The organism is Cupriavidus sp. C3SS-1 (assembly GCF_057073755.1).
Window position 1 is genome coordinate 3193109 of sequence record NZ_CP172699.1, and the last position, 12573, is coordinate 3205681.

16 protein-coding genes and 1 tRNA gene are annotated in these 12573 nt (G+C 66.0%); 5 read left to right on the forward strand and 12 right to left on the reverse strand.

The window, feature by feature from the left end:
• The first annotated feature begins 130 nt into the window (after positions 1-130).
• The 3 genes from ACIGJC_RS14920 to ACIGJC_RS14930 all read left to right on the forward strand — a co-directional run bounded on the left by ACIGJC_RS14920 (position 131) and on the right by ACIGJC_RS14930 (position 2450).
• A complete protein-coding gene (locus ACIGJC_RS14920; RefSeq protein WP_483709714.1) occupies positions 131-532 on the forward strand; it encodes a hypothetical protein in 402 nt (133 codons plus the stop codon).
• A 159-nt stretch (positions 533-691) separates the two neighbouring features.
• The gene (locus ACIGJC_RS14925; RefSeq protein WP_483709716.1) at positions 692-1687 is read left to right on the forward strand and encodes a hypothetical protein; all 996 of its coding nucleotides are present in this window, start codon (positions 692-694) and stop codon (positions 1685-1687) included.
• Between the two features lie 136 nt (positions 1688-1823).
• Positions 1824-2450, forward strand: coding sequence for a DNA-3-methyladenine glycosylase I (locus ACIGJC_RS14930; protein WP_483709717.1), 627 nt, complete (start codon positions 1824-1826; stop codon positions 2448-2450).
• Between the two features lie 30 nt (positions 2451-2480).
• Here ACIGJC_RS14930 and ACIGJC_RS14935 read toward each other — a convergent pair whose 3' ends face one another.
• From ACIGJC_RS14935 to ACIGJC_RS14945, 3 genes are all read right to left on the reverse strand, one after another.
• The gene (locus tag ACIGJC_RS14935) at positions 2481-2708 is read right to left on the reverse strand and encodes a hypothetical protein (protein WP_483709718.1); all 228 of its coding nucleotides are present in this window, start codon (positions 2706-2708) and stop codon (positions 2481-2483) included.
• 395 nt (positions 2709-3103) lie between these two features.
• The gene (locus tag ACIGJC_RS14940; RefSeq protein WP_483709719.1) at positions 3104-4033 is read right to left on the reverse strand and encodes a cation diffusion facilitator family transporter; all 930 of its coding nucleotides are present in this window, start codon (positions 4031-4033) and stop codon (positions 3104-3106) included.
• Between the two features lie 6 nt (positions 4034-4039).
• Positions 4040-4483, reverse strand: a complete 444-nt coding sequence (locus ACIGJC_RS14945; RefSeq protein ID WP_483709721.1) for a MarR family winged helix-turn-helix transcriptional regulator — start codon at positions 4481-4483, stop codon at positions 4040-4042.
• A gap of 126 nt (positions 4484-4609) precedes the next feature.
• Between ACIGJC_RS14945 and ACIGJC_RS14950 the strand changes: the two genes are divergently transcribed.
• Both ACIGJC_RS14950 and ACIGJC_RS14955 read left to right on the forward strand, forming a co-directional pair.
• Entirely contained in the window at positions 4610-6145 is a 1536-nt protein-coding gene (locus tag ACIGJC_RS14950; protein WP_483709722.1) for a DHA2 family efflux MFS transporter permease subunit, read from the forward strand.
• 121 nt (positions 6146-6266) lie between these two features.
• Positions 6267-6518 carry a hypothetical protein gene (locus tag ACIGJC_RS14955; RefSeq protein WP_483709723.1) on the forward strand — a complete coding sequence of 84 codons (252 nt, stop codon included), beginning with the start codon at positions 6267-6269 and terminating at the stop codon, positions 6516-6518.
• A gap of 77 nt (positions 6519-6595) precedes the next feature.
• On the opposite strand, the gene ACIGJC_RS14960 is transcribed toward ACIGJC_RS14955, so the two are convergent.
• The 9 genes from ACIGJC_RS14960 to ACIGJC_RS15000 all read right to left on the reverse strand — a co-directional run bounded on the left by ACIGJC_RS14960 (position 6596) and on the right by ACIGJC_RS15000 (position 12535).
• Positions 6596-6671: transfer RNA gene (locus tag ACIGJC_RS14960), tRNA-Ala, on the reverse strand.
• 73 nt (positions 6672-6744) lie between these two features.
• Positions 6745-8466 (reverse strand): thiosulfohydrolase SoxB, encoded by a 1722-nt coding sequence (soxB, locus tag ACIGJC_RS14965; protein ID WP_483709724.1) that lies wholly within the window; start codon positions 8464-8466, stop codon positions 6745-6747.
• Positions 8467-8584: 118 nt separating this feature from the next.
• Positions 8585-9082 (reverse strand): TlpA disulfide reductase family protein, encoded by a 498-nt coding sequence (locus ACIGJC_RS14970; protein ID WP_483709725.1) that lies wholly within the window; start codon positions 9080-9082, stop codon positions 8585-8587.
• Between the two features lie 10 nt (positions 9083-9092).
• On the reverse strand, positions 9093-9767 hold the full coding sequence (gene soxX, locus ACIGJC_RS14975) for a sulfur oxidation c-type cytochrome SoxX (RefSeq protein ID WP_483709726.1): 675 nt from the start codon (positions 9765-9767) through the stop codon (positions 9093-9095).
• An 18-nt stretch (positions 9768-9785) separates the two neighbouring features.
• A complete protein-coding gene (soxA, locus tag ACIGJC_RS14980; RefSeq protein ID WP_483709727.1) occupies positions 9786-10613 on the reverse strand; it encodes a sulfur oxidation c-type cytochrome SoxA in 828 nt (275 codons plus the stop codon).
• A 76-nt stretch (positions 10614-10689) separates the two neighbouring features.
• On the reverse strand, positions 10690-11148 hold the full coding sequence (locus ACIGJC_RS14985; RefSeq protein ID WP_483709729.1) for a DsrE family protein: 459 nt from the start codon (positions 11146-11148) through the stop codon (positions 10690-10692).
• Positions 11149-11227: 79 nt separating this feature from the next.
• Positions 11228-11539 carry a thiosulfate oxidation carrier complex protein SoxZ gene (soxZ, locus tag ACIGJC_RS14990; RefSeq protein WP_483709730.1) on the reverse strand — a complete coding sequence of 104 codons (312 nt, stop codon included), beginning with the start codon at positions 11537-11539 and terminating at the stop codon, positions 11228-11230.
• A 46-nt stretch (positions 11540-11585) separates the two neighbouring features.
• Positions 11586-12041: a thiosulfate oxidation carrier protein SoxY gene (soxY, locus tag ACIGJC_RS14995; protein WP_011299383.1), complete on the reverse strand. Its 456-nt coding sequence runs from the start codon at positions 12039-12041 to the stop codon at positions 11586-11588.
• A gap of 167 nt (positions 12042-12208) precedes the next feature.
• Positions 12209-12535 (reverse strand): c-type cytochrome, encoded by a 327-nt coding sequence (locus tag ACIGJC_RS15000; RefSeq protein WP_483709731.1) that lies wholly within the window; start codon positions 12533-12535, stop codon positions 12209-12211.
• Positions 12536-12573 lie beyond the last annotated feature (38 nt).

Consider the following 12573-nt stretch of genomic DNA (forward strand, 5'->3'; position numbering starts at 1 on the left):
GGGGCTGCCCGGCAGATCGCATTTGCGGACACTTCGTGCAAAAAAATTGAATGGGCTTGCATCAGCGTTCGTGGGGTGTCCCACACAGCGCATCGTCCCTGTGTCCCGGGGGCCGGGCAGAAGGCATACGATGCCTGCGAGGAGCCTGCTCCGGCTCATCCGGCGCGCGGCCCACGACGCACGCCGCCAACCATCACCCGGCGAGAGGGAGATCTTCGTGGTCCAGCGCATTCCGCGCCGCCACAGGCGGCCCGCACCAATCCCCGCCCCTTGGTGGCGGCCGGGCGCCTATGCCAGCGCGCCGGCTGTCGCGCTATGGATTGCCGCGCGGATGCCCGCCACCGTCCTGTATGCCGTCTTCGGCACGCCCGGCGCGTCCTACTGGATCAACCATGCGGGAGACACGGTATTCGTCGCCGGGTGGCTGGCCAGCGCCGCGCTGCTGTGGTTCACGCGCAAGCGCGCCGCGCTGCCGCCGCAGGCCGAGCCGGACCCGGCATCCCATCCGCCACGCCGCCGCCCTGCGGGATAGCCGCGCAGCATCCATGTGAAACCTTGCGACGGGTGATCTGAAAAGATTCGTGCAGGCGCACCAGACCTCATACAGCAGGCATCATCCCTAGCTAGAATGCACCACCGGTGAGGCGCGCGCGGCACGGCGCCGGATTCGGAACCCTACCCGGCAACTCGAATGTCCGCATTCCAGCAAATTCGCAGGGCCGCGGCGGCCCTGCCGGCCTGCCTGGCCCTATCGGGTTCGCTCTCGCTGATTCCGGGGCAGGTATGGGCACAGGCGCAGGGTTCGAACGGCTTCCAGGTCATCGGCACCAATGTGCAGAAGCATGCCAACGGCGTGCTCACGCTGATGTCGTACTCGGTCGTGCCGGACCTGGCTTCCAGCTCTTTGTCGATCAACAACGCGGCCACCGACAATCCCGGCGTCTTCATGTGGCAGCTGGGCGGCGGTTTCACCTGGAGCAAGTCGTTCCCGCTCTACCTGGAAGGGGCGATCGCCTACAGCCGCTACGACCCGACCTTCGTCGCCACCCGGGGCGCCGAATCCCGCCCGCTGCCGGTCAGGTGGAACACGTTTTCCGGGACCATCGGCGTCGGATGGGACTTCCCGCTGACCGAGAACAAGGAACTGGTGTTCCGGCCGATTTTCAACGCTTCGCTCGGCAACGTCTCCAGCGACCTCCGCGTGGGCGAACTCGTGATCGAGCGGAACACCGATGCCAGCATCAATTTCCTTGAGCACGGATCCCTGAACGCCTACGGCCTCGGCGGCTCCGTCATGCTCGACTGGGAGCACTACCGCGATACCCACGAGATCGACCTGGAACTGCGCTACACCAATATCCACCTGCAGAGCTTTGGCGGCTCGTCCTCCGGCGTGACGGGCACGGCCACCGCGCAAACCGCCAACCTGTACGCCCGCTGGCGTGCGCCGACAGGCTGGCATGCGCTGGACCGGCCCGTGCGCTATGTGCTGGAGCTTTCCCATTCGCACTATCTCGGCAGCCAGGCCGGCGTGCTCGGCTTCAACTACCTGACCACGCTCGGCACCGGGCTGGAACTGGACACCAGCGCCCATGAGGTTTTCGTCACGCGGATCCGGGCGGTGGTGCGGTATGTGTTCGGCAATAACGTCTCTGGCGTGTCGTTCGGGCTCGCGGCAAGCTTCTGAGCACCATTGCCGCAATCCGCATGTCCGATTCCGGCCTTCCGCAAACAGCTGGCCAGGAGCATGATCACCGGCTGGCGCCGGCACCGCGCAAGCGCGCCGCCGGCCATGACAAACCCGGGGCCATGGAAAGGCACGCATGACGAGTAAACAGGAAGCCGCCGCCGAACGCGTGCGCTGCGGCTGGTGCGGCACGCTGGAAGACTACTGCCACTACCACGACAACGAATGGGGCTATCCGGTCGACGATGATCGCCGGCTGTTCGAGAAGCTCTGCCTGGAAGGCTTCCAGGCCGGGCTGAGCTGGCTGACCATCCTGCGCAAGCGCGAGTCCTTCCGCAAGGCGTTCGCCAATTTCGACATCGAGAAGGTGGCCCGCTTTGGCGAGCGCGATATCCAGCGCCTGCTCGGCGATGCTGGCATCGTGCGCCACCGCGGCAAGATCGAAGCCGCCATCAACAATGCGCAGCGGGCGGCGGAACTGCTCGAAACGGAATCGTCGCTGGCGGCCTATTTCTGGCGCTACGAGCCCGACCCGGCCAGCCGGCCCAGGGTGCTGACGCCGGAAGTCCTGCGCACCATGGCGACCTCGCCGGAATCGGCGGCGCTGTCCAAGGACCTGAAGCGGCGCGGCTGGCGCTTTGTCGGACCGACCACGATGTACGCGCTGATGCAGGCGATGGGGCTCGTCAACGACCACCAGGACGGCTGCTGGGCCCGGGCCGAAGCACTGCGCGCGCGCAAGGCGTTCAAGGTGCCGCGCTAGGGAACCTCATGCCGGCAGACTGCCCGGTACTCAGGGCAGGCAGAACGTGACCGCCGGGACATCCCCCACTGACACCGGCGCTGGCATCGAGTAGACGCTTTCGAGGATCTGCGGCGTCAGCGCCTGCGCCGGCACGTCATGCGCTACCGTGCGGCCCTTTGAAAGCAGCAGCAGGCGGCCGCACCAACGTGCCGCCAGGTTGATCGCCACGACTTCGCGCACCGACAGGTCAAAGCTGAGCGTGCCCGATTGCGGCAACACCGCGCGGCAAGCTTTAGGGAGCAACGCTTGGAAAGAAGAGGCGCGGCACGTATACGCCGCGTTTAGGCACGAATCTGTAAACCTGATTCTTCGGCGACAGGAATGATCTGCCTGCTGTCTTTAATACTGTTTACGTATACGTAGATAGTAGTAGTAGGTAAACGTCTCCCTTGGCGTGGATAACCTCTCTTTTCCCTTTCGGATCAAGAGGTTGCAATAGAGATAACCCTTTGGAGCGATGGCCGGTGCACCGGGATATCCGGGACCATCCGTATACGTCGGCAAAAACGACGCTCGTCTTGTTCGTATACGGCTCACAGCGCACCCCCAGGCGGGGCACAGCTTTCCCGTGGAGTTATCCCCAGGCCGGAGCGTAGATATCCACAGGACGCTCAGCGCGGCGCCCGGGACGCGAAGGTGTATACCGGATCGACATGGGTCATGACGTTCAGCACGCCGTGGGCGACCACGGTGCGCCGATGCGCTTCGGCCGCGATGGCATGGCCCTGGGCAACCGTGAGGGTGGCATCGATTTCCAGATGCACGTCGACGAGTATCTGGTCGCCCATCTTGCGCGTGCGCAGGTCATGGACGCCCAGCACGCCCGGCGTTTCGAGGATGGTGTGCCGGATAGCCTCGACGGTTTCGGCATCGGCGGCGCGGTCCATCAGGTCATTGAGCGCATCCCAGCCGAACTTCGCGCCCATGCGCGCCACCATCAGGCCCACCACGACGGCGGCCACCGGATCGAGCACGTGATAGCCGAGCAGGTTGCCGCCAATGCCCAGCGCCACCACCAGCGAGGACGCGGCATCCGAGCGCGCGTGCCAGGCATTGGCCACCAGCATGCCAGAGCGCACCCGCTTGGCCACGGCCAGCATGTAGCGGAACAGCAGCTCCTTGGACAGCAGCGCGACCGCGGCCACCCATAGCGCGATCGGCTTGACCGCCTGGGCACCCTGCGGATGCTGGATCTTGCCGACTGCCGACCACAGCATGCCCAACCCGACCGCCAGCAGCAGGCAGCCCAGTACCAGCGAGGCGGCGGTTTCGTAGCGTCGGTGGCCGTACTGGTGATCGGAGTCCGGGTCCTTGCGGCCGTGGTGCCCGGCCAGCAGGACCACGAAGTCCGACACCAGGTCGGACAGCGAGTGCAGCGCGTCGGCAAGCAGCGCCTGCGAGCCCGCCCACAGCCCGGCCACGGCCTGGGCCAGGCTTAGCCCGATATTGAGCGCGACACTGACCAGCGTGCTGCGCCGGCCGGCAAGGTAATCGGCGTGTGCGTCCGCTGCGCGGCGCACGGAAGGATCCTGAAGGGGCATGATGATTCAGCGCTCCACCGCGTCGACCAGGTTGGCGCGCACGCGCTGCAGCAGGGTGATCAGTTGTTCTTGCTCTTGGGGCGTGAAGCCGCGCATGGCTTCGCCGGCGATCTCGTCGCCGACGCGCCGCGCCCGGTCCAGCGCCTTGCGGGCCTTGCCGGTCATCTGCACGAGACGCTCGCGGCGGTCGTCGGGGTTGGGCCGGCGCAGGATCCAGCCGCCCTCCTCCATGCGGTCGAGCAGCCGCCCCGCCGAAATCGGCGCCACCTCGAGAATGTCGGCCAGGCTGGCCTGGTTGATCTCGCCGTGGTGAGCCAGGTAGGCGAGCGCGCGGCATTGCGCGCGCGTGAGGTCCAGCGTGGACTTCGCCAGGTCGTCGAAGCGCTTGCCGCACAGGCGGCCCACGTCGGTGACCAGGAAGCCAAGGCGTTTTTCCGATTCCGATTCCATCGCGCGACTATAGCCGAAGAACCATGACAGTGAACGGGCCGGCACACGGCTCGCTGGAAGCCGGCGTACAAGGCCTGACCGGCCATATAATAAGCACGCTTATCAATCGCACACCCCACGCCCTCCATGTCTTCCATTGCCCGGCAGGCCGGCGCCGACACGCCACTGAACCGGCCGATGATCACGGTATCGATCATGCTGGCCACGCTGATCCAGACGCTGGACAGCACCATCGCCAACGTCGCGCTGCCCCATATGCAGGGCGCGTTGTCGGCATCGCAGGACGAAATCACGTGGGTGCTGACCTCGTACATCGTGGCGGCGGCCATCGCCACGCCGCTGACCGGGTGGCTGTCGGACCGCCTGGGCGTGAAAAAGCTGCTGCTGCTCGCCATCGGCGGCTTCACCGTGGCCTCGGCCCTTTGCGGACTGGCCGACACGCTGCCGCAGATCGTGGCAGCGCGCCTGCTGCAGGGGATCTTCGGGGCGTCGCTGGTGCCGCTGTCGCAGTCCATCCTGCTCGACATCAACCCGCCCTCGCGGCAAGGCCAGGCCATGGCGGTCTGGGGCATGGGCGTGATGGTCGGCCCGATCCTCGGCCCGACGCTGGGCGGCTGGCTGACCGACAGCTACAACTGGCGCTGGGTGTTTTTCATCAACGTGCCGATCGGCGCGTTTGCGATGTTCGGGGTCATGACCTTCCTGCCCGACCGGCCGCCGCGCCGGGAAGTCCGGTTCGACGCGTTCGGCTTTGCCACGCTGAGCCTGGCCATCGGCGCCTTGCAGGCCATGCTGGACCGCGGCGAGCAGCTCGACTGGTTCAGCTCGCTCGAAATCCGCATCGAGGCGCTGCTGGCGGTCGTGAGCTTCGCCTACTTCGTCGTGCACACGGCCACCGCCGGTTCGAAGTCCTTCTTCCGCTATGAACTGCTGAAGGACCGCAACTTCGCCACCGGCACCTGCTTCATCTTCGTCATCGGCGCGGTCATGTACGCGACGCGCGCGCTGCTGCCGCCGATGCTGCAGGGCCTGATGCAGTATCCCGTGGCCACCACCGGCCTGGTCACCGCGCCAAGCGGCGCCGGCACCATGGTGGCGATGCTCTTGGCGGGCCGCCTGCTGCGTCGCATCGACGCGCGGCTGCTGCTCTTGTCGGGGTTCCTGATCTCCGCGTTTGCCCTGTGGCAGATGATGCACTACACCATTGTGCTGTCGATGTCCGATATCGTCTGGCCCGGCGTGATCCAGGGTTTCGGGCTTGGGCTGGTATTCGTGCCGCTCAGCGCGCTGACATTTTCCACGTTGCGGCCGGATCTGCGTGCCGATGGCACTGCCACCTACAGCCTGGTGAGAAATATCGGCAGCAGCATCGGAATCTCCGTGATCCAGTCGCTGATGACGCGCAACACGCAGGTCGCGCACGCCGACCTGGCCGCGCATGTCAGCGTCTTCAACCCGAACCTGCAGTCGATGGTCGCGAACGGCTCGCGCACCGACCTGCTGGCGTTGAACCATGCCATCAACCAGCAGGCATCGATGATCGCCTACCTCAACGATTTCAAGCTGATGTTCATCGCCACGCTGCTGGTCGTGCCGCTGATCCTGCTGATTCGCCCCGCGCGGCAGGTTCCGGCCGACGTGGCGCACGCGGCGATGGACTGAGCGGCTGCCGTCGCCTGCAAGAGACGAGACAGGTGTATGGAGACGTAACAGCACTGGCGATCCTGCTGTGACGTACTACCGTACAAATTGCGCCCCCGATGTCGACGTCCAAGGAGTTCGCATGGCAATCCGGTCGCTTGCTTCGCATAGCACATCCCAATTGCGCCGTTTGGTCGGCCAGATGCAGGCTGAGGTCGATGCGCTCGAGCATTTGTCCGCGCCGGACCCGGATATGCAAAGCCGGCTGGGCTATGCCACGGCACGGCTGCGTGACGGGATCGAGGCGGTGGAGGATGCGCTGCAGTCGTTGCGGGCGCTGCAACAGGTACGGCCTTCGGCGCTGAAGGCGCGGCGGGGACCGCGGGTGGCGTGAGGCACGGCGAAGAAAGCGGTAGGCAAAAAGCCAAAAAGCAAAAGGGCTCGGAACGAATTCCGAGCCCTTCTTGTATCTGGTGGACCGAAGGAGGATCGAACTCCCGACCTCTGCATTGCGAACGCAGCGCTCTCCCAGCTGAGCTATCGGCCCGTCGCGGATGATTGTAGCTTACTTCCGTTTGGCGCTTCAATCCGTACCGGCCGGGTGATGACCGCACGCAACATCACGCCGCCATGCCCGGATTGCGCTCCATGCCGACCACGCGCGGCTGGTTCAGCGGGCGGGCGCTGACTTCCTTGCTCTGGCGTAGCCACTGGGCCATGACATCCCAGATCGGCGCGCCGCCGGTCTGGCGCGCCTCTTCGGCCACCGGCGCCCAGCCGGCCACCTTGTAGGTCTTGCCTGCATCCAGTGGCTGGCCGTTCAGGCGCATGTCGCTGATGCGCTTGCCCATGCCGGCGTTCGGATCGATGGTGTACTGCAGGCCGCCCACCCGCACCATGTCGCCGCCCTGCTGGTAATACGGGTCCGGGTTGAACAGGTTGTCGGCCACGTCTTCGAGGATGGTCTTGATGGTCTCGCCGCTCATGTCCGTCACCGTGGTGTACGGATAGGTGATGGCGGTCTGGTCCATCAGGTGCTCCATGGTAATGGCCTCGCCCGGCAGCAGCGTGGTGCCCCAGCGGAAGCCCGGCGAGAACGCGATCTGCGCGCCCTGCACCTCCATCAGTCCGTCCAGGATCAGCTGGTCGAAGGTGCCGTTGAAATTGCCACGCCGGTACAGCAGCCCGCGGTTGACGGCAAGCACTTCGCCGAGCTTCTGTTCATACGGCGCGCGGACCTTCTTGATCAGCGCGTCCATGGCAGGATCGGCCGGCAGGTAGTTGGCGAACACCGGCAGCAGGCGGTAGCGGAAATCCGTCACCCTGCCGTTCTTCACGTCGAAGTCCAGCACGCCGAGGAACTTGCCGTTGGAGCCCGCGTTGGTGACCAGCGTGGTGCCGCCGGCATTCTTCACCGGCACCGGCGCCGGCATGCCGTCATGCGTATGGCCGCCCAGGATCGCGTCGAGCCCGCGCACGCGCGACGCCAGCTTCAGGTCGACATCCATGCCGTTGTGCGACAGCAGCACCACCACCTGCGCACCCTTGCTGCGCGCATCGTCGATGACCTGCTGCAGATTCTCTTCCTGGATGCCGAAGGTCCAGTCCGGCACGAAGTAGCGCGGGTTGGCGATCGGCGTGTACGGGAAGGCCTGGCCGATGATGGCCACGGCCACGCCATTGATGTCGCGCATCACGTATGGATCGAAGACCTGATCGCCGAAGTCGTTGGTCTTGATGTTCTGCGCCAGGAACGAGACCTTGTCCTTGAAGTCCTTCTCGACGATTTCCTTGACGCGGTCGGCGCCGAGCGTCATTTCCCAGTGCGGCGTCATGACGTTGACGCCTAGTGCCAGCGCCGCGTCGACCATGTCCTGGCCCTTGGTCCACAACGCGGTGGCGGAGCCCTGCCAGGTGTCGCCGCCATCGAGAAGCAGCGCGCCAGGCCGGCTGGCCTTCATGCGCTTGACCAGCGTGGCCAGGTGCGCAAACCCGCCGACTTTGCCATAACGCTGCGCGGCCTCGTTGAAGTCCAGGTAGGTGAACGCATGCGCCTGCGGCGTGCCGGGGCGGATGCCGTAGTGGCGCAGCAGCGCGTCGCCGACCAGGTGCGGCGGCTTGCCGGCATAGGTGCCGATGCCAAGGTTGACGTTGGGCTCGCGGAAGTACACCGGCCGCAGCTGCGCATGGCAGTCGGTGAAATGCAGCAGGTGGACATTGCCAAAGCGCGGCAGGTCGTACATGGCCTCGGCGGACTTCGCCGCCTGGGCCGCGCTGGCAGGAAAGCTCATGCCACCGGCGCCGGCGATGGCCAGCACCTGCAGGAACTCGCGTCGGTTCATGTCGTCTCTTCCTGGAATCGGCGTGCCGGTTCGCGCCCCTGCAAGGCATGCGGGGCGTCACGGCATCGTTTCAAGTTGGCCGAGCGCGGATCGGCGTCCGCGCGCGGCAAGGCAATGTTCAGGGCTTCGCGTACCGGTCGAGCGCCGCGACCTCGTCTTCGAGCATCTCACCCACTTCCTTCTGCACCACGCGCCCGCGCGCGTCGATCACATACAGCTCCGGCAGGCCCTTGCGCGGGCTGATGGCGCTGCGCAATGCCGGCGAATCCATCGTGACCGGAAAGGTGTAGCTGCGCTTGCGCAGGTACTCGGCCGCCTCGCGCGGATCCTTGTCGATGCTGATGGTCAGCACTTGCAGCGGCGTGCCGCGCGTGCGCTCGTAGAGCTTCTGCAGGCGCGGGTTCTGCATGGCGCAGAACGGGCACCACGAGGCCCACACCTCGACGATCAGCGGCTTGCCGGCCAGCGACGCGGCGCTGACGGTGCGGCCATCGAGCGTCTGCATATCGGGCAGCCGCACGGTGTCGCCGACCTCCAGCGCGCCCGCGCCGCCGGCGCCTGCCATCAGGCCAACGGCCAGCAGCCACGCGATGAAGGCGGTGCGAGCGCGCAGCATGCCCGTGCCCTTACTGGTTGACCGGCGAAGCCGGGTCCAGCAGCAGCGCCATCACGTCGCGGATCTGCGTTTCGGTCAGGATGCCCTTGTGGCCGAAGCGCGGCATGTTGGAGCAGGCCGCATAGGCGCTGGAGTCCCAGATCTTGCCCCAGGTGTACTTGACCACGTCTTCGGAATTGCCGCGCAGCTTGCCGTACTGGTACAGCGACGGGCCGATATTGCCGAACGAGATCTCCGCCTTGGTCATCTGGTGGCAGGCATAGCAATTGCCGCCGTTGGTGCCCCCGACCTGGTCCGTGAACTGCATGCCACGGCCGTTCTGCGCAACCTTCTCGCCTTCCTTCCAGTCGCCGAGCCACTTGCCGTCGGCCGGATACCTGACCTGCTTCAGCTCTGCGGCTTCGATCTTCTTGGCCGTCGCCGCCGCCACCTTGGAGCGGTCCGGGTACTGGCTGCAGGCCTGCTGCATGGCGTCCTGGCTGAGCACGCCCTCGACCGTGGCCGGCCCCTTCGAAGTGAACGAGCCTTCGATCAGGTGCTTCATGTCGGCGCTGCTGACGGCGGCGACCTTGGCCTTCGCCGCCGGCCTGGTCCTGGCGCTGTCCTGCGCGATCGCGCCGGTGCTCGCGGCCAGCGCCAGCGCGGCAGCCGCCCACACCCCGTGTTGCTTGGTGAATCGTTGCATGTCTGTCTCCCGTGCTGGTCAGCGCTTCATGGCGGGGCCATCGTAGGTGCCGCCGTTGGCGTTCCTGGCCAGGAACATGGTGAGGGCGGTGATCACGTCCGAGCCGTAGGCCGGTTCGGGAAAGCGCTGCTGGCGCAGGCAGTCATACAGGCGGTGCTGCATGGTGCGTACCTCGCCCTGCGAGACACGGTAGGCCGGCCACGTCGTGTAGGCCGCCTGTGCGCCCTTCTCGGTCAGCAGGTTGGGCAGGTCTTGCAGGCGGATGCGCTGGCCGTCCACCGCGTGGCAGGTGGCGCAGGCAAAGTCATAGGCGCCGCCGCGGTAGAAGAACATCTTCTGGCCGAGCGCGTAAGTGCGCTGCTCTTCGGGGTGGCTCAGTTGCACGTTCATCTTCACGCCGCGCGATTCGGCGCTCAGGTACGAGACCAGGCGCTCGATGTCCGACGGCTTGCCCGACGACGAGAACGGATTGGCCATCGCCTGTTCCTGGGTCAGGCCCTGCAGCGTCACGCGGCAATAAGCCAGGCGCTGCTCCAGGTCCATCACCTTGCCGGTGTCCTTGAAGTAGCGCGGCAGTTCGGCGTAGGCGCCCTTGGTCACGCCCGGGCCCTTGCCCAGGTCGCACTGTTCGAGCGAGACGTTCTTCGGGCCGGCGGGCTTTTTCCACAGCTCTTCGCCGGCGGCTTCCCACAACTCGGCGGGGTTGCCTTCGGCCAGCATCTGGCGGTACTTGGCGATTTCGTCGGCGGTGCTGCCCTGCGCGTGCACGGCGGCCGCCAGGGTCAGCGCAGCCGCACCGGCCGCGGCCAGCGCGGCGCCCGTGGCAAGGCGTCGGATCTTGGTCATTGGGGGCTTCTCCTCCCGGCCGCTCGTGCGCCGGGTCATTCTTCTGTTGCCGGGCCGTCCCTTGCCCGGGGCATCCTCAAGGCTTGATGTAGGCGTAGCCTTCGTCAAACTGCAGGCGGGCGATTTCCACCACGCCGGCCGGTACGATCTTCGACTCCATCAGCAGGCTCGATTCGGAGATCTTGCGTGCGTTCAGCGTATTGCGGCAGACGCGGAATTCCACGCCGGCCGAAGCCAGCGCGCCCACCGGCCCTTCAAAGGTGTTGCCGCGCGAATCCTTGGCGCCTTCCACCAGGAAATCCACGCCGTAGCCGAATGCGACCACGACGATCTTGGCCCCCGGTGCGCCGTTCAGGTGGTTGCGCAGGTTGCCCATGGCGCGCACTGCCTGGTCGATGCCTTCCGAAAGCTGGTACACCACCTTGACGGGCCTGCCCTTGCCTGCCGGCGCGGCCGGCGCTGTCTGCGCCGCCGCCTTGGCCGCCAGTCCGATGGCGGCCAGTGCCGCCGATGCCCGAATGAATGCTCGCCGCATGATTGTTCCCGAGGTCATTTTCCGACCCGAACCATAGCAGACGACAGCCGTGCGCGCCGGGCCGCCTATCCGTCGATGATCAGGCGATCGTCGCTTCGTCGGTGCGCTTGTCGCCGCGGTTGTCGACCCAGGTCACGGTGACCTTGTCGCCCTTGGCGCCGCCCTTGAACTTGAAGTTCAGGAACGGGTCCTTGGACACCGCCGGGCCGAACTGGGCACGGAACACTTCCTTGCCCTTGCACTGGGCGATCACAGTCTGGATATGCCACGCCGGAATGGTCTTGCCGGCGCTGTCCTTGCGCTGGCCGGTTTCCATGTCGTGCTTCATCAGAATCTTGACGTCTGTCACGCCGCCGTTTTCGGTGGCGCGTACGCGCATCGGGTCTGCCATGGTTCTCTCCTGTTGCAGATGTTCGTGGTGTCGCGGGGCGCGGGGCTCAGCCGCCGCAGCCACCCAAGGTGACCTTGATTTCCTTGGATGCCACGTACCACTTGCCGCCGGCCTTGACCGCGGCATGCACCACGGAGGTCTGGCCCATCTTCACGCGCGTGGAGACGAACGGTTCGGTGCCCGCCGGGATCACGAAATCCGCGGCCAGCGTGTTCGGATTCTTTTCGACCAGGATGGCGATCTGCTCGGTATCCGGGATCGTGCTGGTCACGGCCACCGGCACCACGGCGCCGTTTTCGGCGATATCCGGGGCGTTGAAGGTGATCGCGGTGCTCTTCTCGGTGCCACTGCCGCCGAGGGCCTTGATGACGTCGGCCACGCTCTTGCCGTCAAAGGCGGTCTTGTTCCACTCGGCTGCCTGCGCCTCGGTGATCAGGCCCGTTGCGGCCATCAGCGACAGGACAGCGGTGACCCGCAGTACTTCTCTTCGTTTGGAATTCATTGGGCTTTGCTCTCCGGCTACTCCGTTCCCAGTCGTGGTTGACCGCCAGGGCGGTGCTTGCTGCATGCGGCCGGTGCTTGGCCGGCCGCTGTGCTCTGTGTCCAGGGCCGCGCGGCGGATGCCCGCGGGCCTGTTGCATCGGTGCGCTGGCCCTTGCGGGCCGGTGCTTACTTGGCCGGCGCGCCAGCCAGGACCCACTCCACCACGGTCTTCGCCTCGGCGTCGCTCAGACCGGTGTTGGCGGGCATCGGCACAGGACCCCAGACGCCCGAACCACCGGTCTTGACCTTCTTGACCAGGGTCGCCAGGGCGTTCTTGTCGCCCTTGTACTTGGCGGCCACGTCCTTGTAGGCGGGACCGACCAGCTTCTTGTCGACCTGGTGGCAACCCATGCAGGCGTTCTTGTTGGCAATCTCCTGTGCCTTGGCGGCATCGACCGCGTGGGCCGATGCGGCGGCGCCAAGCATCAGCGCTGCGATGACAAACTGCTTCATTATTAAGCTCCAAGCTTTGTAAAGCCGTGGGGACGGCA